At 73.5% G+C, this 21,631-nt stretch carries 12 protein-coding genes, 1 tRNA gene and 1 other RNA gene; 4 read left to right on the top strand and 10 right to left on the bottom strand.

Annotation, left to right across the window (positions count from 1 at the left end):
- Window positions 1-142 precede the first annotated feature (142 nt).
- The 3 genes from ACQXVK_RS11870 to ffs all read right to left on the bottom strand — a co-directional run bounded on the left by ACQXVK_RS11870 (window position 143) and on the right by ffs (window position 7,997).
- Complete coding sequence (locus tag ACQXVK_RS11870) at window positions 143-604, bottom strand: Ig-like domain-containing protein (RefSeq protein ID WP_430853667.1); 462 nt, start codon at window positions 602-604, stop codon at window positions 143-145.
- Window positions 559-7,482, bottom strand: a complete 6,924-nt coding sequence (locus tag ACQXVK_RS11865; protein ID WP_430853666.1) for a choice-of-anchor G family protein — start codon at window positions 7,480-7,482, stop codon at window positions 559-561. Before ACQXVK_RS11865 ends, ACQXVK_RS11870 begins: the two co-directional genes overlap by 46 nt.
- A 418-nt stretch (window positions 7,483-7,900) precedes the next feature.
- Window positions 7,901-7,997, bottom strand: an RNA gene (gene ffs, locus ACQXVK_RS11860) — signal recognition particle sRNA small type.
- Window positions 7,998-8,034: 37 nt separating this feature from the next.
- On the opposite strand from ffs, the gene ACQXVK_RS11855 reads away from it, so the two are divergent.
- The gene (locus tag ACQXVK_RS11855; protein WP_430853665.1) at window positions 8,035-8,709 is read left to right on the top strand and encodes an SDR family oxidoreductase; all 675 of its coding nucleotides are present in this window, start codon (window positions 8,035-8,037) and stop codon (window positions 8,707-8,709) included.
- 896 nt (window positions 8,710-9,605) lie between these two features.
- On the opposite strand, the gene ACQXVK_RS11850 is transcribed toward ACQXVK_RS11855, so the two are convergent.
- Together ACQXVK_RS11850 and pta are read right to left on the bottom strand one after the other, a co-directional pair.
- Window positions 9,606-10,802, bottom strand: coding sequence for an acetate/propionate family kinase (locus ACQXVK_RS11850; RefSeq protein ID WP_022906304.1), 1,197 nt, complete (start codon window positions 10,800-10,802; stop codon window positions 9,606-9,608).
- A 50-nt stretch (window positions 10,803-10,852) separates the two neighbouring features.
- Window positions 10,853-12,961, bottom strand: a complete 2,109-nt coding sequence (pta, locus tag ACQXVK_RS11845) for a phosphate acetyltransferase (protein ID WP_022906305.1) — start codon at window positions 12,959-12,961, stop codon at window positions 10,853-10,855.
- A 122-nt stretch (window positions 12,962-13,083) separates the two neighbouring features.
- On the opposite strand from pta, the gene ACQXVK_RS11840 reads away from it, so the two are divergent.
- Both ACQXVK_RS11840 and ACQXVK_RS11835 read left to right on the top strand, forming a co-directional pair.
- A tRNA-Ser gene (locus tag ACQXVK_RS11840) sits at window positions 13,084-13,171 on the top strand.
- Window positions 13,172-13,517: 346 nt separating this feature from the next.
- Window positions 13,518-14,159: a hypothetical protein gene (locus ACQXVK_RS11835; RefSeq protein WP_430853664.1), complete on the top strand. Its 642-nt coding sequence runs from the start codon at window positions 13,518-13,520 to the stop codon at window positions 14,157-14,159.
- A 25-nt stretch (window positions 14,160-14,184) separates the two neighbouring features.
- On the opposite strand, the gene ACQXVK_RS11830 is transcribed toward ACQXVK_RS11835, so the two are convergent.
- Complete coding sequence (locus ACQXVK_RS11830; RefSeq protein ID WP_430853663.1) at window positions 14,185-16,200, bottom strand: helicase HerA-like domain-containing protein; 2,016 nt, start codon at window positions 16,198-16,200, stop codon at window positions 14,185-14,187.
- 111 nt (window positions 16,201-16,311) lie between these two features.
- Window positions 16,312-17,568 (bottom strand): multidrug effflux MFS transporter, encoded by a 1,257-nt coding sequence (locus tag ACQXVK_RS11825; protein ID WP_430853662.1) that lies wholly within the window; start codon window positions 17,566-17,568, stop codon window positions 16,312-16,314.
- 272 nt (window positions 17,569-17,840) lie between these two features.
- Between ACQXVK_RS11825 and ACQXVK_RS11820 the strand changes: the two genes are divergently transcribed.
- Window positions 17,841-18,422, top strand: coding sequence for a TetR/AcrR family transcriptional regulator (locus tag ACQXVK_RS11820; RefSeq protein WP_430853661.1), 582 nt, complete (start codon window positions 17,841-17,843; stop codon window positions 18,420-18,422).
- Between the two features lie 14 nt (window positions 18,423-18,436).
- On the opposite strand, the gene ACQXVK_RS11815 is transcribed toward ACQXVK_RS11820, so the two are convergent.
- The 3 genes from ACQXVK_RS11815 to ACQXVK_RS11805 all read right to left on the bottom strand — a co-directional run bounded on the left by ACQXVK_RS11815 (window position 18,437) and on the right by ACQXVK_RS11805 (window position 21,624).
- On the bottom strand, window positions 18,437-18,982 hold the full coding sequence (locus tag ACQXVK_RS11815; protein ID WP_187290527.1) for a substrate-binding domain-containing protein: 546 nt from the start codon (window positions 18,980-18,982) through the stop codon (window positions 18,437-18,439).
- A 10-nt stretch (window positions 18,983-18,992) separates the two neighbouring features.
- On the bottom strand, window positions 18,993-20,381 hold the full coding sequence (locus ACQXVK_RS11810; protein ID WP_430853660.1) for an MFS transporter: 1,389 nt from the start codon (window positions 20,379-20,381) through the stop codon (window positions 18,993-18,995).
- A gap of 97 nt (window positions 20,382-20,478) precedes the next feature.
- A complete protein-coding gene (locus ACQXVK_RS11805) occupies window positions 20,479-21,624 on the bottom strand; it encodes a cystathionine gamma-synthase (RefSeq protein WP_402268408.1) in 1,146 nt (381 codons plus the stop codon).
- Between the last annotated feature and the right edge of the window lie 7 nt (window positions 21,625-21,631).

Here is a 21,631-nt window from a genome sequence, read left to right as displayed (position 1 = left end):
AGCCGGGACGGCCGACACCCGATGGTCGGACCGGACCACCTGTGGGAAGTGGGGAGGGCGCACGTGACGCACCGCGCCTCCCGTCCGTCAGGACGACGGAACGCGAGGCGCGGTGCGGATGGTGCGGGTGGTGCGGGTGGTGTCAGACGCGTCGGCGGCGGATGCCGCGGGCGAGGCGTGACAGCCCCAGCAGGAGGAACCCGAGGACCACCAGGCCGCCGGCCGCCCCGGCGAGGGGCCCGACCTCGGCACCGGTGAACGCGAGCCCACCGGACCCGGACCCACCGGCGGTCCCGTTCCCGTTCCCGACCGCCCCGGCTCCAGGGGTCCTGGGCGCACCTGGCGTCCCCGGCGTGCCGGGGTTCCCCGGCGTCCCCGGATCGCCCGGCACGGCCGCGTCGACCACCACCGCGACCGACTGCGCGGCCGACGTCGCACCCGCGACGGTCTGGGTCACGCGGATGGTGTGCGCTCCCACCGCGAGGCGCAGCACGACCGACCAGGCGCCGTCCTCGTCCGCCGTGGTCGTCACCGGCGTGCCGTCGTCGGCGACGACGGTCACCGTGGCCCCCGGTTCGGCGGTCCCGGTGACGCGCCAGTCCACGGAGCCGACGGCCGAGGCCGTCTGGTGCGCACCCGGCGTGGGGACGTGACCGCGAGCGGCTCGACGGCGTCCACCACGATCGGCACCGGCTGCGAGACCGTCGTCGTGCCGTTCACGGTCTGCGACGCCTCCAGGGTCCACGCGCCCTCGGGCACGCGGTCGAAGGTGACGCTCCAGTCACCGTCTGCGTCGGCGGTCGTCGTGCGCATCTGTCCGTTCGACAGGCGCACCGTGACGAGCGCGCCCGGCGTGGCGTGCCCCGTCACCGTGAAGGCGGCGGTGTCGCCGGTGCCCGTCGCCGGGAGGAGCTGGCCGGGTGTCGGGCTGGTGATGGTGACGTCGGTCGGCTGCGCGACCACGACCCGCACGGTGCTGGTCACCGGGTCGGAGGTGCGACCGCCGACGGTCTCGGTGGCCGACACGGTGTGGGTGCCCGGCGGGACCCGGGTGACGGTGACGGTCCAGGAGCCGTCGCCACCGGCGGTGGTCGTCGCCGTCCGGCCGTCGATGCCGACGGTCACCGTGGCCCTCGGCTCCGCGGTGCCGCTCACCACGATGGACGTCGTCGCCCCGGTGATCGGGACGACCTGGCCGTCCTGCGGGCTCGTGACCCTGATCGGAGCCGCTGCGGCGACGGAGAACCCGACCTCGGGCGCGTCCGTCGTCGTCCCGCCGACGGTCTGCGAGGCGGCGATCGAGTGCGGCCCGGTGCCGACCGACGGCACGGTCACGGCCCACTCGCCGTCGCCGTTCGCCGTCGTCGTGACCGGGGTGCCGCCGTCGATCCGGACCGAGACCGCCGCGTTCGGCGCCGAGACGCCGGTGACACGGACGTCCGTGGTGCCGCCGAGCACGCGGAACGCGGTCCCGTTCGCCGGCGAGGTCACGACGATCGCGTCGACCGCGGCGACCTCGACCGTCAGGTCACGCTGGACCGGCGACGACGTGGTGCCGTTCACGACCTGCGTGACGACGATCGTGTGGTCTCCGGCGTCGAGCCCCGTCAACTCGGTCGACCACCGGCCGTCCGTGCCCACCGGGACCTCGACGGGGTCACCGTCGTCGGTGACGATCCGCACGGTCCCGCCCGGCTGCCCCTGACCGCTGACCGGGACGGTCGCGCTCGTGGTGCCGGCCGGCACGGTGACGGTGTCGCCGTCGGCCGGGGTGTCGACAGTCAGCGCGGCGCCGGCAGCGATCGTGAAGGTCGTCACGACCGGCGCCGAGGTCGACCCGTCGACCGTCTGGGTCGCCCGGACCGTGTGCTGCCCGGTGGCGAGTCCCTCGAGGTCGAGCGACCACGTGCCGGCGGCGGTCGCCGTCACGGTCTGCGGATCGCCGCCGTCGATCGTGACCCGCACGGTGGACCGCGGCTGGGCGGCACCGTTCGCCGTCACCGTCGCGACCGAGTCCTGCTGCGCGACACGGACGGTCGACCCGTCCGCCGGGGTGGCGATCGTGATGGGGTCCGCGACGAGCACCCGGATCCCGACGGTCACCGGGGCGGAGACGGTGTCGCCGATCCGCTGCGTGACGCTGACCTCCGGGGTCCCGGCGGGCACGTCCGGGACCGAGACACTCCACGTCCCGTCCGCGTCCGCGGTGGTGGCCTCGCTGCGTCCGCCGCCGAGGTCGACCACGACGGTCGCACCGGGCTCCGCCGTGCCGCTGACGTCGACCGTGGTGGTCGCGCCCTCGCCGGCGACGGCGTACTGCTGGCCGGCCGTCGGCTCGTCGATCACGACCGGAGCGCCGGCCACGATCGCGAACGTCGTCTCGACGGGGGTCGTGGACGTGGACCCGTCGACCGTCTGCGTGACGCTCACGTCGTGCGTCCCGACGCCGAGGTCCGGCACGTCGACGCTCCACGAGCCGTCCCCGCCCGCCGTCACCTCGACCGGGTCGCCGTCGTCGACCGTGACCGTGACGGTGGCGCCCGGCTGGGCGTCGCCGGCGATCGTCACCGTGGTGGTGGCGTCGGCGTCCGCGACGGTGATCGGGTCGTCACCGGGCTGGCGGATGGTCAGGGCGGCCGCGGCGACGACGGACACCGGGCGGGTGACCGCCGCGCTCGTCGTCCCGTTCACGGCCTGCGTGACGTCGGCCCGGTACGACCCGGTGGGCACGTCCTCGACCGTCGTCGACCACTTCCCGCCGTCGTCGACCCGCGCGGTCGCCGTCCCGCCCGCACCGAGGTCGACCGTGACGGTCGCCCCGGGCTGGCCGGTGCCGGCGAACCGCACGTCGGTCGTCGCGTCGTCGTCGGCGACCGTCACGGAGGCGGCCCCGGCCGGAGTCGTCACCGTGAGCGGCGCACCGGCGCGGACCGACACCGCCGCGGTGACGGGTGCCGACGTCTGCCCGCCGACGACCTGCGTCGCGCGGACCGTGTGGTCGCCGACCGGGACGTCCGCGAACGTCGTCTCCCAGGCGCCGTCGGCAGCGGCGGTCACCTCGTCGGAGTCACCGTTCGACAGGGTCACCGTGACGGTGGCGCCGCCCTGTGCCCGTCCGGCCGCCAGGACGTCGGCCGTACCGGCCGCGTCGGCGACCGTCAGGACGGTGCCGTCCGTGGGCGTCGTCAGGGTGAGCGCGGTCCCGGCGCGCACGGAGACGGTCTGCGCGGGACTGGAGGCGCTGGTCCCGCCCACGGTCTGGCTCGCGGTGAGCGTCGGGTCACCGACACCGACACCGCCGAACGTCACGGTCCACGCGCCGTCTCCGTCCGCGGTGGTGCTGGCCACGTCGGCGCCGAGTCGCACGGTGACCAGAGCGTTCGGCTCCGCCGTCCCGGTGACGGTGACGTCGCGCGTCGCGCCGGCGTCCGGCACGAGCAGGACGGCTCCGTCGGCCGGCGTCGTCACCCGCACGGCGTCGGCGGCCTCGATCGTGACCGTGCGCGTGACCGGTGCGGAGGTCGCCGGGGAGGAGACCGTGCCGGCGAGGGTCTGCGTCACCGAGACCGGGTGCTCGCCGACGCCGAGGTCGGCGAAGGTCACCGACCAGGTGCCGTCCGGGGCGACCGTCGTCTGTTGGTCGTCCTCGCCGTCGGTACCGGCGGTCACGGTGGCTCCGAGCTGGCCGGTACCCGACACGGTGACGTCACGGCGGACGGCGTCGCCCGCGACCGTGATCGGTGTCGTGGTCGGCGCCGTGATCGCGAGCGGCGCTGCCGTGACGACCAGGAAGGTGGTCGGGATCGCAGCGGTGACCACGCCCTCGACGCTCTGGCTCGCGTTCACCGTGTAGGTGCCGGTGGGTGCGAGACCGGTCGCGTCGACGCTCCACGCCCCGGCGCCGTCGGCCGTGGTGGTGAACCGGGTGTCCGGGCCGAGCGAGACGGTGATGTCCGCGTTCGGCTCCGAGGTCCCGGAGATCGCCACGGTGGCCGTGGCGTCCCCGTCGACCACGACGAAGCGCGAGCCGACCGCCGGCGAGTCGATCGCGACGGCCGTCCCCGGCACGACCGTGAAGTCGCGGGTGACGGTGGGGCCGGTCGTCTCGTTCACGGTCTGCACGGCGGTGACGGTGTGGTCGCCGATGCCGAGCTCCGTCGGGTCGGTCGACCAGTTGCCGGCGCCGTCGGCGACCACGTCGACTGGGTCGCCCCCGTCGACCGTGACACGCACGCTCGCTCCCGGTTCGGCCGTGCCGCGCACGACGACGCCGATCTGGCCGCTCGTCCCCGCGGGGATCTCCTGCGCGGCGGTCGGGGACGCGATCACGAGGTCGTCGCCGACCACGATCGCGAAGTCCCGGTCGATGGCCGTGGAGGTCTTCCCGCCGACCGTCTGGGTGACGCTCGCGGTGTGGTCGCCGGTGCCGACCGCCTGCAGGGTCACCGACCACGACCCGTCGGTGCCCGCCGTGGTCGTGACCGGGTCGCCCGTCCCGTCGAGGACGACGGCGACGTCGGCTCCCGGCTGCGCGGTCCCGGACACGGCCACGTCGATCGTCGAGCTCTCGGTCGCGACGGCGGTCGTGCTGCCCTGGGCGGGCGAGGTGACGGCGAGCGCGGCCCCCGCGACGACCGTCACGACCCGACGGACCGTCGGCGAGGTGGTGCCGTTCACGGTCTGGGTCGCCTGGATCGTCCACCGGCCGACCGGGACGTCCCGGACCGTGGCGGTCCAGTCCCCGGCGCCGTTCGCGGCCGCGGTGGCGGTCAGCCCCCCGCCGAGCGAGATCGCCACGTCGGCTCCGGGCTGGGCGGTGCCGGTGACGACGAGGTCGGTGGTGCTGTCGGCGTCGAGCACGGTCACGGTGGCGCCGGGTACCGGCGCGGTGATAGCGATCGGAGCGCCGGCGGCCACGGTGAAGTCGGACGCCACCGGACCCGAGGTCGTCCCGCCGACGGTCTGCCGCGCGGTCGCCGTGCGGTCGCTGACCGGGACGCCCTGGAACGTCGTCTCCCAGTCGCCGTCGCCGTCCGCGGTCACCGTCGCGGTGAAGGACCCGCCGATGCCGACGGAGACCTGCGCGTTCGGCGCCGCGGTGCCGGACACCGTGACGGGCGTCGTCGACGTCGGGTCGGCGACGGTGATGGTGCTGCCGTCCTCGGGGGCGGTGATGCGCAACGGAGCCGCCGCCGTGACGGTGAAGTCACGCGTCACCGGGGTGCTCGTGGACGCACCGACGGTCTGCGTCACCCGGGCGGAGTACTCCCCCGCCGGGACGTCCGCCACCGCGGTCGACCAGGTCCCACCGGCGTTCGCGGTCGTCGTCGCCGTGCGGCCGCCACCGAGGTCGACGTCGACCCGGGCGCCGGGCTGCGCCGAACCGGAGAACGGCACGTCCCGGGCGTCCCCGGCGAGCGGGAAGTCCTGGTCCGCGGTCGGGGTGTCGACGGTCAGTCCGGCAGCCGCGACCACGCGGAATGCACGGGTCACCGGTGCCGAGGTGCTGTCCCCGACGGTCTGCGTGACGCTCGCGGTCGGCTCGCCGATCGGGACGTCCGGCACCGTGATGCTCCAGGCACCACTCACGGCGGCGGTCCCGGTGGCGCTGAGGCCGCCGCCGAGGTCGATGTCGATGCGGGCGTTGGCGGTGGCGGTGCCGGTCAGGGTCACCGGCGCGGTGCTGCCCGTGGTCGTGAAGGTCTGCCCCGCCGTCGGCGCGGTGATCGTGAGCGCCTGCTGCGCCACGACCGAGAACGACTGCGTCGCCGAGCCTGCAGCCGCACCACCGACCGTCTGCGTCGCGGTGGCCGTCCAGGAGCCGGTCGGCACGTTCGCCACCGAGGTGGTCCACGCCCCGTTCGCCGCGACGGTCGCGGTGGCGGTCCGGCCGCTCCCGAGGTCCACCGCGATCGTGGCGCCAGGCTCGCCGGTGCCGCTCACGGCGACGGTGCGGGTGGAGGACGCCGTCGGCACGCTGAAGACCTGGTTCGCGGTCGGGGTCGTGATCGTCGGCGCGACGAACGCCGTGGCGCGGACGGTGGACGTGGCGAGGTCGACGGTCGCGACGTTCGCCCCGGGGAGGATCGACAGCCGCAGGGCGTGCACGCTCCGGGCGCCCGGGTCGGAGCCGCGGCCGTCGCGGAACCCGGTCGTGGTGTCCTGCGCGTTGACGGTCAGGTCGATGACCTGGCGGAGGAGGAGGACGACCGGGGACAGCGCCGTCGCCACGGCGGTGGTCGTGTTCGCCAGCGTGGTGCCGAGCTGTGCGAGGGCCGCCCCGCCGATGACGGGCCGGAGCGCACCCTGCAGCGCCGGGACGACGGTTCCGCTCACGACCGGCGCGAGCACGGTGCCGAGGGGCAGCGGCAGTCCGGCGACACTGCCCGACGTGGTGACCGTGGGGGTCGCGGTCGCGGTGCCGGCGAGCGCGCCGAGCGTCGTGTCGATCCGGAGACCGATCGCAGCGGACGGCTGTCCGAGCACGGTGGCGTTCGTCGCGATGTCCACCCGGACGCCGGTGGAGTTGATCGTGTTCACGACCGCCGTCTGCAGCGTGGTCGGCAGCTGTGTACCGAGGATCGTGGTGATGCTCTGGTTGATCGAGTCCACCGCGGCGGTCGTCAGCACCGGGGTGTTCGCCGGCTGGCCGTTGAGCGCCGTGAGCTCGTCGAGGTCGACCGTGATGGTCCCGGTCGCCGGGACGATCGTCACGGCGCCGTCCGTCAGCGGTTGCTGGAGGACCTGGGTGAGGGTGTCGTCGAGGTTGAGGTTCACGTTCGACGTGATCGTCGTCCCGCTGACGGTCACCGTGCCGAGCAGCGCCTGGCGCAGCAGCGTCTGGATCTGGGTGGTCACCGTCCCGGTGGTGCCCTGCAGGGCTCCCCCGGTACCGAAGACCCCGTTCACCTGACCGGAGACGGTGCGCAGCTGGTCACGGAGCGACATCGTCAGTCCCTGCACGGCCGGACTCGTCAGCGTGAGGTCGGCCCCGGCGATCCGGTAGTCGCTCGTGGTGCTCACCGTCGTGCCACGCGTCGCGGTCAGGGTCGAGGCGAGCGCTCCGACACGCAGCTGCGCGTTCGAGAGCACGGTCGCGTCAGCGCCGACGCGGCTGAACAGCGGGTTGAGGTTCAGCGTCGAGGCACCCGTGCCGATCCCGGTGCCGACGCCGATGCCGCCGTCGTTGGTGAGGAGGCCCGAGGACGCCGTGGCGCCGTTCGCCGAGGTCGTCGCGTACTGGCCGTTCACCCCGAGGGTGAGGATGCCGTTCGACCCGAGCAGGTCGATGTCGTTCCCGAGGTCGACCCCGACGGTGTTCAGGGCCTCGACGTTGAGCGGCTGGTTCGTGGTGCCGCCGCCCGTGGTCGCACCGCGAGCGGAGTAGGCACCGCCGAGCTGGGCGATGCCGTCGACGTTCACGATGCCGGACCCGCTGAGGAGCAGCCCCTCGGCCTCGGAGACGTCGGTCGGTGCAGCCACCGCGGGTTGAATCGCCACGGTGGCGGCGACGAGCGCCGTCACCGTGGCGACGACGCCGCCGCGCAGGAGGAGACGCCGATCGTCCGATGCTCGTCGTCGAGCTCGGCCGCCAGCACCGAAGATCCGTCGTGTCCAGTCGCCCGCCGTCGTGGGTACACGGGTACCCCGCAGCGACACGTGCCTGCGCATGCGTGTCTCTTTTCCTGGCGAGCACGCTCGCCACCTGATCCGGAAAACTCCTCCGCTGGTGAGGCGGTGGAGGGTCAGGAACCCTGGTTGGGAGTTCCTGAGGGTGATCTTTGCACACGATCAGGGTGCTGTCCGCAGCCCGTTACGAAACGGACACCCGGCGTGCGGACGTTGTCCGGCCGACCGACCCGGGAACGGAAGCGACACCGCACGCACCCGGGCAGGAAACAGAAAAGACTCCTCACGCACCCGCCAGAGCCCGGTTACCCTTGCTGCGTTTCCGCCCTGGGGGAGTTGGCCTGGATGGCGTCACGTGAGGAGCCGCCGAGAAGTCTACCGGACGCGACGGGCATGATCGGACACATGAAGATCGCCATCGCCGGGGGCCACGGCCAGATCGCCCTCCTCCTCGCCCGCCAGATCACCGACGCCGGCCACGACGCCGTCGCCATCGTCCGCAACCCCGCCCACGTCACGGACGTGGAGCAGCAGGGCGCGCGGGCGATCATCGCGGACCTCGAGCAGATGGACGACGACGACCTCGGGCTCCGGCTCCGCGGCGTCGACGCGGTGGTGTTCGCCGCCGGCGCCGGCCCGGGCAGCGGGGCGGAGCGGAAGCTGACGGTCGACCGGGACGGGGCGATCCTGCTTGCCGATGCCGCCGAGCGGGCTGGGATCCGGCGCTACGTCATGATCTCGGCGATGGGTGCGGACGCGTACGACCCGCAGCGCGCGGTGGTCCCGGCCGCATCGGAGGACGACGTCTTCCAGGTCTACCTGCGCGCCAAGGCCGAGGCCGACGCGAACATCCGTGCCCGGAGCCTCCGCTGGACGATCGTCCGACCGGGAGGCCTGCTCGACACGCCGCCGCAGGGCACGGTCGACGTCGGCCGCACGGTCCCCCGTGGATCGATCCCCCGTGCCGACGTCGCAGCGGTCGTGCTCCACGCCCTTGTCGACGACACCGCGGTCGGGGTCCAGTTCGAGGTCACGAGCGGCGACACACCGATCCCCGCGGCGGTCGCGTCGCTCCGCTGAGCGCCGCAGCGGGGTCCCGGCCCGTGGCCGCACCGTGCCCACCTCGCCATCCTGTGCGAGGAAAGCGGACGGGCCTACCCGGCCGCACCGTGCGCACCTCGTCACCCCGTGCGACTTTGACCGCACCGTGCCGCGCTACAAGCGCGCACCCAGCCACCAACCCAGCACCAGCCGACGAACACCGCACCGTGCAGTGCGCGGCACCACCCGCCGGACGGGAGGCGCGGCGCCAGCCCGCCCCGCGCCTCCCGTCCGCACCGTGCGCACCTCGCCATCCCGTGCGACTTTGACCGCACCGTGCCGCGCTACGAGCGCGCACCCAGCCACCAACCCAGCACCAGCCGGCGGAAGCCGCACCGTGCAGTGCGCGGCACCACCCGGCGGACGGGAGGCGCGGCGCCAGGCCGCCCCGCGCCTCCCGTCCGCACCGTGCGCACCTCGTCACCCCGTGCGAGGAAGGCGGACTGACCAACCCGGCCGCACCGTGCGCACCTCGTCACCCCGTGCGAGCTTGACCGCACCGTGCCGCGCTGCAAGCGCGCACCCAGCCACCAACCCAGCACCAGCCGACGAACACCGCACCGTGCAGTGCGCGGCACCACCCGGCGGACGGGAGGCGCGGCACCAGCCCGCCCCGCGCCTCCCGTCCGCACCGTGCCCACCTCGCCACCCCGTGCGAGGAACGTGGACGGGCCTACCCGGCCGCACCGTGCGCACCTCATCACCCCGCGCGACTTTGACCGCACCGTGCCGCGCTACAAGCGCGCACCCAGCCACCAACCCAGCACCAGCCGACGAAATCCGCACCGTGCGGACCCAGCCACGGACGCCGGCACCCGCGCCAACGCACCCGCACCGAAGCCCAGCGGACCGCGCCCCCGCCGCCGCCCGGCCCCCTACAGCGCCACCGCGGCCGACTGCCGGGCGATCTCCAGTTCCTCGTTCGTCGGCACCACGAGCACCGCGACCCGCGACGCGTCCGTCGAGATGAGCCGCGCCTCGCGCGAGGCCAACTCGTTGCGGTCCGCGTCGATCTCGATGCCGAGGTGCTCGAGCCCGGCCAGCACGCGCCGACGCAGCAACGCGTTGTTCTCGCCCACGCCCGCGGTGAACACGACCGCGTCGAGCCCGCCGAGCTGCGCCGTGTAGGCCCCGACGTAGCGACGGATCCGGTGCCGGTACACGGCGAGCGCCGCCTCGGCCTCCTCGTCGCCCCGGAGCGCCGCGTCCTGCACGTCGCGCATGTCGCCGTTGCCGGTCAGCCCGAGCAGTCCGGACTGCTTGTTGAGCATGGTGTCGAGGTCCTCGAAGGACAGCCCGGCCTCGCGGTGGAGGTGGATGAGCACGGCCGGGTCGAGGTCACCGGACCGAGTGCCCATCACGAGGCCCTCGAGCGGGGTGAGCCCCATGGAGGTCTCGATCGACCGGCCGCCGTCGATCGCCGCGGCGGACGCCCCGTTGCCGAGGTGCAGCACGATCGTCTTGAGCTCGGCGAGGGGACGGCCGAGGAACTCGGCGGCCTGCTCGGACACGTACTTGTGGCTCGTCCCGTGCATGCCGTAGCGCCGGATCCCGTACTTCGCCGCGAGGTCCGCGGGGATCGCGTACGTGTACGCGTGCGGCGGCATCGTCTGGTGGAACGCGGTGTCGAACACGGCGACCTGGGGCACGTCGGCGAAGACCTGCTTCGCGGCCCGGATCCCCTCGAGGTTCGCCGGGTTGTGCAGCGGCGCGAGGCTCGAGAGCTCCTCGATCTGTCGTTCGACGTCGTCGGTGACCACGGTGGCGCGGTCGAAGGTGGTGCCGCCGTGCACGACGCGGTGGCCGACGACGGCCGGCGGGTGCTCGTCGAACGACGGCCCGACCTTCGCGAAGGCGTCGATCATGGCCTGGAACCCGGCGGCGTGGTCGGGGACCTCGGCCGAGTCGCTGGACGATGACTCGCCGGTGAGGGCGTTCGTGTGCTTCCACGCCCCCGTCGTCTCGCCGATGCGCTCCACGAGTCCGGAGGCGAGCGTCCGCTCCCCCTCGAGCTCGATGAGCTGGTACTTGAACGAACTCGAACCCGAGTTCACGACGAGCGCTGCGGTCACTGGTGGGTCACTTTCTTGTCGGACTGGAGGCGCGGTGCGGCCACCACGGGTCAGGCCGCGTCGGACGCGGTGCCGGCCTGGATCGCGGTGATCGCGACGGTGTTCACGATGTCGCCGACGAGCGCACCGCGGGAGAGGTCGTTGATCGGCTTGCGCAGGCCCTGCAGCACCGGGCCGATGGCCACGGCGCCGGCCGAGCGCTGCACGGCCTTGTACGTGTTGTTGCCCGTGTTGAGGTCGGGGAAGATGAAGACGGTCGCGCGGCCGGCGACGGGCGAGTCGGGCATCTTCGTCGACGCGACCGTCGGGTCGGCTGCGGCGTCGTACTGGATCGGCCCCTCGACGAGCAGGTCGGGTCGGCGCTCACGGACGAACGCGGTGCCGGCGCGGACCTTGTCGACGTCCGCCCCCGAGCCGCTGTCGCCCGTCGAGTAGCTGAGCATCGCCACGCGCGGGTCGATGCCGAACTGCGTCGCGGTCTCGGCCGACGAGATCGCGATGTCCGCGAGCTGCTCACTCGTGGGGTCCGGGATGACCGCGCAGTCGCCGTAGACGAGGACCCGGTCGGCGAGGGCCATCAGGAAGACGCTCGACACGATCGAGGTGTCCGGGCGGGTCTTGATGATCTCGAAGGACGGCCGGATCGTGTGCGCCGTGGTGTGCTTCGCGCCGGAGACCATGCCGTCGGCGAGGCCGAGCTGCACCATCATCGTGCCGAAGTACGAGACGTCGGTCACGGTGTCGCGGGCGAGCTCGATCGACATGCCCTTGTGCGCGCGGAGCCGGGTGTACTCCTCGGCGAAGCGTTCGCGGAGCTCGGGGTCGAACGGGGACACCAGCTGCGCGGCGTCGAGGTCGAGGCCGAGCTCGGTCGCGCGGGTGCGGATCGCGGCGGGGTCGCCGAGGATCGTGAGGTCGCACACCTGGCGCTGCAGCAGCGTCGAGGCCGCGCGGAGGATCCGGTCGTCCTCGCCCTCCGGCAGGACGATGCGCTTGCCGTACGCGCGGGCTCGGTCGAGCAGTCCGTGCTCGAACATGAGCGGCGTGACGACGCCGGAGGGGGTGAGCTGCAGCCGGTCTCGCAGGGCGTCGGCGTCGACGTGCTGCTCGAACAGCGCGAGGGCCAGGTCGGCCTTCCGCGGCGAGTCGGCGGCGAGACGGCCCCGGGTCTGGGTGATCCGGAGCGCGGTGTCGTAGGTGCCGAGGTCGTTCTGCGCGATCGGGAGCGAGCTCGACAGGCCCTCGAGCAGGCGGGAGATCTGCGGCGCGGTCTCGAACCCGCCGTTGAGGATCACGCCGGCGAGGCTCGGGAAGGTCTCGGACTCGTTCGCGAGGAGCGTGGCGATGAGGACGTCGTTGCGGTCACCGGGGACGACGACGATGCCGCCCTCGATCAGGCGCGGCAGGACGTTCTCCATGCTCATGCCCGCGACGACGGTGCCGAGCGCCTCGCGGTCGAGCAGCGCCTCGTCGCCGCGCACCAGGGTCGCGCCGGTGGCCTCGAGCAGGGCACGGACGGTCGGGGCGACGAGGACGCGGTCCTCCGGGATCGCCCACACCGGCAGGTCGGGGTGGTGGTCCGCGACCGCGTGCTGGACGCTCGACACGACCGCGGCCAGCGCGTCCGGGTCGGCACGGTTGACGACGATGCCGAACAGCTGCGCGTGCGCGGCCCGGAGCTCGCTCGTCGTGACGTCGGCGACCTGGGCCATGTCCTCCGGGGTGCGGGCACCGCGCTCGGCGGCGTCGCGGCCGCCGAGGACGAGCAGCACCGGGGCGCCGAGGTTCGCGGCGACCTTCGCGTTGAACGACAGCTCGGTGGGGCTCCCCACGTCGGTGTAGTCCGACCCGAGCACCACGACCGCGTCGCACTGCCGCTCGACCTGGGCGAAGCGGGTGACGATCGTGGCGAGCGCGGCCTCCGGGTCGGCGTGCACGTCGTCGTAGGTGACGCCGACCGCGTCGTCGTAGGAGATGCCGACCGCGGTGTGCTGCAGGAGGAGCTCGAGCACGTAGTCGGGCACGTCGACCGAGCGCGCGACCGGCCGGAACACGCCGACCCGTCCCACCGAGCGTGCGAGGGTCTCGAGGACACCGAGGGCGACGGTGCTCTTGCCCGTGTGTCCTTCTGCTGACGTGATGTAGATGCGGGTCGACACGCGTCCAGGGTAGTCGGCGCACACGGCACGACATCTGGGAGGATCCCGGTCCGCTCGACACGCGGTCGTGAGCACTCCCGGGAACCTGTACCATTGGGTGTCGCCGTCGGAAGACAGCGTCAGGAGAATTCGCCTAGTGGCCTATGGCGCACGCTTGGAAAGCGTGTTGGGTGCAAGCCCTCGGGGGTTCGAATCCCCCATTCTCCGCCAGTGCGAACAGAGCGCGTGCCCCCCGGGTCACGCGCTCTGTTCGTTGCAGGGCCGGGTCGGTCCCCCACCCGGTTCGTTGCACGGCCGGGTCGGTCCCCCACCCGGTTCGTTGCACGGCCGGGTCGGTCCCCCACCCGGCGGACCACCCTGCACCCCGTTCGCCAAGGTCTGGCCCCGAAACGATGCCGAGGGGTGGAACGGGCTGTCCTCGGTACCCGTCGGTCGCCTAGACTGCTCGGACGGACGACCCCGGGACGGGTCGACCACGGTGCACGGAGCGGCAGGGGTGTCGCTCTCCGGGCGGGCGTCGCACGCTGCCCGGGCACCCGAGGGACGAGGAGTCCACGTGGGGGACCTGACGGCACCGGCAGCTGCTCGGCCGAGCGCGACCGTGTACGACGTGATCCTCCGGCCGCGACGGTCCCTCGTGCGCTCGACGATCCTGAGCGTCGTGTTCTCCGCCGTCCCCCTCGCCGTCGCCCTCGTCTGGGTCTCCCTGCCGATGCCGCTCTGGCCCGTCGTCGCGACCGCGATCATCCTGCTCGCGGCCGTCGTGGCCGTCGTCTTCGTGCGTCTCGGCACCGCGTTCATCGATCTCGACCCGGTGGCCGTCACGGTGCGGGGCGTCCTCACCCCGAACCGTCGGGTGCCCCGCGAGCGCGTCCACAGCCTGGTCCTCGCCACGACCTACGGCAGCGCGGTGGAACGGACGACCCGTGAGCTCGTCGCGCTCGACGCCGACGGCGCCCACCTGTTCCGCCTGCGTGCCGACACCTGGGGCGACGCCGGCATCGACAGCGTCGTGGAAGCCCTGGGCGTCCAGGTCACCGACGAGACCCGCCCGATGTCGATCCGCGCGTTCGTCCGGCGCTACCCGGCCAGCCGCTCCTGGTACGAGCGGCGCGGGGCCTACGTGGTCGTGGGCGTCGTCGCGGTGCTCGCCGTCGCGACGCTGCTGGTGCTCGAGACGACGAACCTGGTCGGCTGACCCGGCACGAGCACGCCGCGCTCGCTCAGCGACGACGGCGCAGGGTCGAGAAGATCCCCTGCACGACCTCCTTCGCGATCGTCCTGCCCAGCCCGGACCCGAGCAGGTCCGACAGCGGGTCCTCCGCCTTCCGTGACGTGGTGGTCCGCGACGAGGTCCGCTTCGACCGACGCGCCTCGGCCGCGCGCTCGGCCCGCTCGAACTCGCGCTGCGCCCGCTCGTACTCCTGCTGCGCCGCGGCCCGTTCCCGTGCCTCGGCCCTGTCCTTCGCCGCCGCCTCCTTCGCCGCGGCGGCAGCTGCCCGCGCGGCCTCCTTCTCCGCTTCGGCGGCGGCGGTGGCCGCGGCCTTCTCGGCGTCGGCGGCCGCAGCGTCCGCCGCGGCGGCCTCCATCCGACGGGCGAGCATCTCGTACGCCGAGTCGGGGTCGAGCCGTGCGCCGTAGGTCGCCAGGAGCGGGGACGCATGCACGCGCGCGGTCATCTCGGGCGCGGGCATCGGGTCCATCGAGCCCTCGGGGGCGCGCAGTCGGGTCCACGCGACGGGTGTCGGTGCACCCTTCTCGTTCATCACGGTGACGATCGCCTCGCCGGTGGCGAGCGAGGTCAGCACCTCGCCGAGGTCGTAGTCGCTCGACGGGTAGGTCGACACCGTCGCCCGCAGGGCCTTCGCGTCGTCCGGGGTGTGCGCCCGCAGCTGGTGCTGGATCCGTGACCCGAGCTGGGCGAGCACCTCGTTCGGGACGTCCTTCGGGGTCTGCGTGACGAAGAAGATGCCGACGCCCTTCGACCGGATGAGCCGGACGGTACGGACGATCTGGTCGAGGAAGTCCTTCGACGCGCCGCTGAACAGCAGGTGGGCCTCGTCGAAGAAGAACACGAGCTTCGGCTTGTCCTGGTCACCCACCTCGGGGAGCTCGTTGAAGAGGTCGGCGAGCAACCACATCAGGAACGTCGAGAACACCTCGGGCTGGTCCTGCACGCCGGGCACCTCGAGCAGGCTGACGATCCCCCGGCCGTCGGCGGCGGTGCGGAGGAACACGGTCGTGTCGATCTCGGTCTCGCCGAAGAACTGGTCGGCGCCCCGGTCGGCGAACGTGATCAGCTCGCGGAGGATCACGCCGACGGTCTGCTTCGACAGCCCGCCGAGCTCGGCGAGCTCCCCCTTGCCCGCGTCGCTCGTCAGGAACGTCAGCACGCTCCGGAGGTCCGACAGGTCGACGAGGGGCAGCCCGGCCTGTTCCGCGTAGTGGAACACGAGCCCCAGCGACGACTCCTGCGTGTCGTTCAGGCCGAGGACCTTCGACAGCAGCAGTGGTCCGAACCCGGACACGGTCGCCCGGATCGGGACGCCGGTCCCCTGCCCGCCGAGGGAGTAGAACTCCGCCTCGCTCGCCGCGGCACGCCAGTCCTGCCCGATGCCAGCCGTCCGCGCGAGCAGCTTGTCGTTCGGCGTGCCGGCCACCGCCAGCCCGGACAGGTCGCCCTTGATGTCGGCCGCGAAGACGGGCACCCCGTTCGCGGCGATCTGCTCCGCGAGGACCTGCAGCGTGCGCGTCTTGCCCGTTCCGGTCGCCCCCGCGACGAGGCCGTGCCGGTTCAGCATCCCGAGCGGGATCCGGACCTGGACGTCCGGCTGCGGGGCACCGTTCACCAGGGCGCCGAGCTCCAGGGCGCTGCCCTCGACCCCGTAGCCGGTGCGGATCGCGTCCACGGCGGCTGCTCCGAGCGGCCCGTCGGCGGTGGCCGGCTCGGGAGGCGCGGCTGGGGCCGGCGACGCCGGCTCGGCGTGCGGGGCGGTCGCGTCCACCGCCGGGGCGCTCGCGTCCATCGCCGGGGTCTGGGTCGGGGCCGGGGAGTCGACCACCGCGGGCTCCGTGGCGGAGGCGGGCTGCGCCTCCTGGCCCGCCTGTTGCTGCTCGGCCACGCGAGCGGCGAGCTCCTCCGCGCGCTGCACCGCCTCGTCCGCGAGGCGCCGGGCCTCGTCGGCCGCCTGCTTCGCCGCCTCTGCCGCTGCCCGTGCCTGCGCCACCACGTCGCTCATGCCCACAGCATATGGACGCGGCACTGCCCCTGTCCGGCCCCACCGCATCCGCGACGACGCGCCGGTCGATCGACGCGTGGCCCGTCGCGGACCGGGCGCCGACCGGCCGGTTCAGTGCGTGAGCGCCGGGACCGTCCGCGGTCGGACGACCGCCCACAGCAGCGCGATCGCGACGGCCGAGGTGCACGCCATCACGGCGGCCATCGGCGTCGCGGTGGTGATGCCGATCCACCCGACCACGGGCGAGATGATCCCGGCCACGCCGAAGTTCAGCGCGCCGAGGAGGGACGCGGCGGTGCCGGCCTCCTTGCCGTGCGCGGCCAGGCCGATCACCTGGACGAGCGGGAACGAGAACCCGCACGCGGCGATGAAGAACCACAGCGGCACGAGCACACCGACGAGCCCGGCGCCGAGCTGGTCGAGCACGATGATCGCGACGGCGGCGAGGAACAGCGTCGCGGTCGAGCACGCGAGGATCCACTGCGGCCCGACGCGCTGGGCCAGCCGTGCCGACACCTGCACCCCGACGACGACGCCGACGGAGTTCACGGCGAACAGCAGCCCGTACTGCTGCGCGTCCAGCCCGTACAGCCCCTGGAACAGGAACGGCGACGAGCTGAGGTACGAGAACAGTCCGCTGAAGACCATCGCCCCGATGAGCGCGACCCCCACGAAGACGCGGTCCGAGAAGAGCGCGCGGTACCGCTGTCCGATGGTGGAGTGGCCGGCCTCGTGCCGACGGGCCGGCGGGAGCGTCTCGACGATGAGGAGGATCGACGCGATGACCACCGCTGCGCCGTAGCAGGCGAGGAAGACGAACACGCCGCGCCAGCTGACGAACCGGAGCATCTGCGAGCCGATGAGCGGGGCGAGGATCGGCGCGAGGCCGTTCACCATCGCCAGCCGGGACAGCATCCGCACGAGCGGCTTGCCACCGAACAGGTCGCGCACCGTCGCCATCGCCACGACGCCGCCGGCCGACGCGCCCATGCCCTGCAGGACGCGGAACACCGCCAGCACCTCGACGTTCGGCGCGAGCGAGGCCCCGATCGAGGCGCCGACGTGCACGGTCGTCGCGATGATGAGCGGGAGGCGACGACCGACCTTGTCGCTCCACGGGCCGACGAGGAGCTGCCCGGCCGCGAACCCGAGGGTCGTGGCCGTCAGGGTGAGCTGCACCGCCCCGTCGCTGATGCCGAACTCGTCCTTGAGCGACGGGAAGGCCGGCAGGTAGAGGTCGATCGTGAACGGCCCGAGCGCGGTGAGCGCACCGAGGACGAAGACGTAGACGAGTCGCTGGCTGCGGGAGAGCGCGTCTCCGGGGTGCAGGACGACACGGAGCGAACCGGTGGTTGCGGGCGCGGTCACGAGCAGGGGTCCTTCGACGGTGAGGGGGTGTGGGAGGTGATCGCGGCATCGATCGAATCGATTCGGCCGCGGTACCATCCTACGGCCCTCCCGAGCCCTGCCGCAGCAGTTCCGCGCGTCCGCCCGCGTGTTGCCACGGCCGCCGCCCGGTTCCGACGCGGCCCATGCGGTACCGTCGGACTGCTCGTCAGCGCTCGTCCGCGCAGCCGAGCCGTCCCGCACGTTCCGTCGGAACACCGGCGGGGGGAACCGGATCAGAAGGGGGTGGCGTCATGGTGGACGCCCGCATCCTGCACACGACCGCCGCCCTGCGCGAAGCGATCCTGCGCCTCGCCGCCGATCGACCGGTGTCCGAGATCACGGTCGCCGACGTCACCCGTGCAGCCGGCATCAACCGCGCGACCTTCTACTCGCACGCGGTCTCCCCCGGGTCCCTGCTCGCGGACGTGCTGACGCCGGAGCTCGACCGCATCCGCCAGGACGACGCCGACGCCCGGCGCGTGGCCGCGAGCCGCGGCGCGGACCTCGACGAACTCGCGATGATCACCCGGCGCGGAATCAACGCCGTGGTCGAGCACGTCGTCGCGCACCGTGACATCTACGGCAAGGCGCTGCCGGACCCGAACGACGCCTCGCTGCACCGGCTGCTCGTCGAGCACTTCACGGTGTCGAGCGAGCAGCACATCCGGTCGCTCGACGGCGAGCACCGACCGGAGCTGCTCGACGACGTCGCCGCGGGGTTCGTCGCCCAGGGGTTCGTCGGGGCGATCGAGGCGTGGCTCGCCGGACCGCGCCGGTCCCGCAAGGCACTCGTCGACACCATCGTGCTGTCGTTCCCGTCCTGGTGGCGCTGAACCCGCCCGACCCGTCAGTCGGTCGTGGGCTTCTCGCCGCGCTGCAGTGACCCGACGACGTCGACCGCCGCGCTGACGAGGTCCGCCTGGTCGTCGCCCGCCGGCACCCGGTAGTCGGCGGACACCCCGTCGCCGCCGGTACCGCTGGTCGGCAGGGGCTCGCCGAGGGAGACCACGACGACCCCGGCGTCGTGCGCCGTCTGGATGACCCCGGTCAGCGCCGAGGCGTCGACCGGGCGCACGAGCAGCGCCTTCGCGCCGGTCCGGACCAGCCGGTCCACCGCGGTGCGCTGTGCGGCGGCGGCCCCACGGGCGGGGGCGACGCGGACGTCCGGGCTGAAGCCGGCGTCCCTCAACCCGCGCTCGAGGTCGTCGCCGAGCGTGTCCTGCCCCGGTTCGAGGACGACGCCGATCACCGCGTGCCGGTCGAACCCGCCGTCGGAGCTCGTCAGGTCCGTGCTCTGCACCGGCGAGGGCGCCGCCGACGTCGTGCCCTGACACCCGGCCAGGGCGATGGTCACGCCGACGACCACGGCGGCGGTGACGAAGCGGAGGGGCACGAGGGCCACGCTACCCGCCCACCGGGACGGCCGACGGTGCCGGGACGGGCCCGAGCCGACGCACCGCTGCGACCGCGAGCGCCGCGATGACGGTCATGCCGCCGAACACCAGGGGGAACGACACCGCACCGTCCGCACCGCCCGTGCCGATGAACAGCAGGCCGGTGACGGCGAGTCCGATCACGCTACCGGAGGCGTCCGCGATCGTCAGGGCCGAGCTCGCGAAGCCGTCGTCGCCCTCGCCCGAGAACCGCAGGGTGAGCATCGAGGTCCGCGGGTAGATCGCCCCCATGCCCGCGCCGCCGACGAACCAGCCGACGACGAGCAGCCACCACGGCAACCCGAAGGTGGCGACGGTCAGCGCGGTGAGCAGACTGACGAGGACGAGCGCGAGGCCGACGGCGAAGGTCCTGGTGGCGGTGGCGCGGTCCTCGCCCAGGCGCCCGTGCACCCAGCTCGACCCGGCCCAGCTGAGCGCCGCGACCGTGAGTGCGAGCCCCGCGGCCGAGGCGGACAGGCCATCTTTCGCCTGCAGCAGGAACGGCACGTACGCCTCGCTGCCAAAGAACGAGGCCGCGACGAGGCCGCGCAACAGGATCACCGACGGCAGCCCGGGCGCGGCACGGAAGGTCCCGGCGGGCAGCAGCGGGCGGAGGGCGAACCACGTCCCGACCAGGCCGATCACCACGGCGGCGACCCGCGCCCAGGCGCCGAGGTCCGGTGCGACGTTGAGCAGCAGGATCGCCACGGCGGCCCCGACCGACCAGCCGATCCGCGAGCGCTGCCACGGCGGTCGCAGCTCGGGTGCCGGCGGGTGCAGCCGGCCGAGGGTGGGGACGAGCAGCGAGAAGGCGCCGAGGGCGATGACGAGCGCGCCGGCGAAGACCCAGTGCCAGTTCCAGACGTCGGTGACGATGCCCGCGAGCGCCGGCCCGATGAGCGCCGGCACCACCCACGCCGCGGCGAACCCGGCGAACACCGGGCCGTGCAGCTCCTCGGGGAAGATCCGGGCGACGAGCACGTAGAGCACCACGTCGATCGCGCCGGCGCCGAAGCCCTCGACGAGTCGGCCGACGAGGAACACCTCCATCGTCGGGGCGAGCATGACCACGGCGGTCCCGACCGCGAACAGGGCGGCGGACACCCACGCGACGATGCGTCCGCCCGCGCGGTCGGTCCAGTTGCCGGCGAGGACCATGCCCGGCACACCGGCGGCCAGGGGCGCGGCAAACGCGAGCGCGTACAGGGTCTCGCCGTCGAGGTCGCGGCTGATCTCCGGCATGACCGTCGTCATAGCGAGGTTCTGGAACGCGGCGACCCCGACGATCGCGACCATGCCGATGGTGGCGAGGGCGTACGGGCCGCTGAACAGACTGGTCCTCGTCGCCGCGGTGCTCACCCGATCATCGTAGGGCCGGCCACCGACGTCCGTGGCGGGACGAGGCGGACGGGAGGCGCGGTGCGGGCCCGCACCGCGCCTCCCGTCCGCCGTCGGGTCAGCGCGCGAGCGCCTGCCGCAGGTCCGCGACCAGGTCGCCGGCGTCCTCGATGCCCACGGACAGGCGCACGACGTTCTCCGGCACCGCCAGCTCCGTGCCCTTCACCGACGCGTGCGTCATCTCGGAGGGGTAGCCGATGAGCGACTCCACCCCGCCGAGCGACTCGGCGAGCGCGAACACCTCGGTCGACTCCGCGAACCGCCGGGCCGCCTCGGGGCCACCGGAGAGGGCGACGGAGAGCATGCCGCCGAAGCCGCGCATCTGCCGCGCCGCCACGTCGTGCCCGGGGTGATCGGCGAGACCCGGGTAGTACACGCGCTCGACCCCGGGAGCGCCGACGAGCGCCTCGGCGACGGCCTGCGCGTTGGCGGAGTGCCGTTCCATCCGGACCGCGAGGGTCTTGATGCCGCGGGTGGTCAGGAACGCGTCGAACGGCGACGAGATCGCCCCGGCGCCGAACTGCAGGAACTGCACCTGCTCGGCGAGTCGCTCGTCGGCCAGCACCACGGCACCGCCGACGACGTCCGAGTGCCCGCCGAGGTACTTCGTGGTGGAGTACACGACCACGTCGGCGCCGAGCGACAGCGGCTGCTGCAGGTACGGCGACGCGAAGGTGTTGTCCACGACGACGACCGCACCGGCCGCGTGCCCGATCTCGGCGAGGGCCGCGATGTCGGCGATCTTCATGAGCGGGTTCGTCGGGGTCTCGACCCAGAGGAGGGTCCGCTCCGGAGCGCCCTCGAGCGCTGCACGGACCCGGTCGGTGTCGCTCATGTCGACGACGACGAGCTCGACGCCCCACGGGACGTGCAGTCGGCTGACCAGGCGGTGGGTCCCGCCGTACACGTCGTTGCCCATCACCACGCGGGCACCGGGTGCGAGCGTGGCGCGGAGCAGGGCGTCCTCGGCGGCCAGGCCGGACGCGAACGAGTACGCGGCGACCCCGCCGTCGAGGTCGGCGAGCAGCGTCTGCAGTCCGTCGCGCGTCGGGTTGCCGGAGCGGGAGTACTCGTAGCCGTTGCGCATGCCACCGACGCCGTCCTGCACGTACGTGGACGTCAGGTGGATCGGCGGGATCACCGCGCCGGTCGGGCCGTCTGGCTCCTGGCCGGCGTGGATCGCGCGGGTGCTGAACTCGGTCATGGGGTCT

Origin of the sequence: Curtobacterium sp. AB451, assembly GCF_050585845.1 — a bacterium.
GTDB lineage: Bacteria > Actinomycetota > Actinomycetes > Actinomycetales > Microbacteriaceae > Curtobacterium.
The sequence above is the reverse complement of the archived record's forward strand: the minus strand, read 5'-3'. Positions and strand labels throughout refer to the sequence as shown.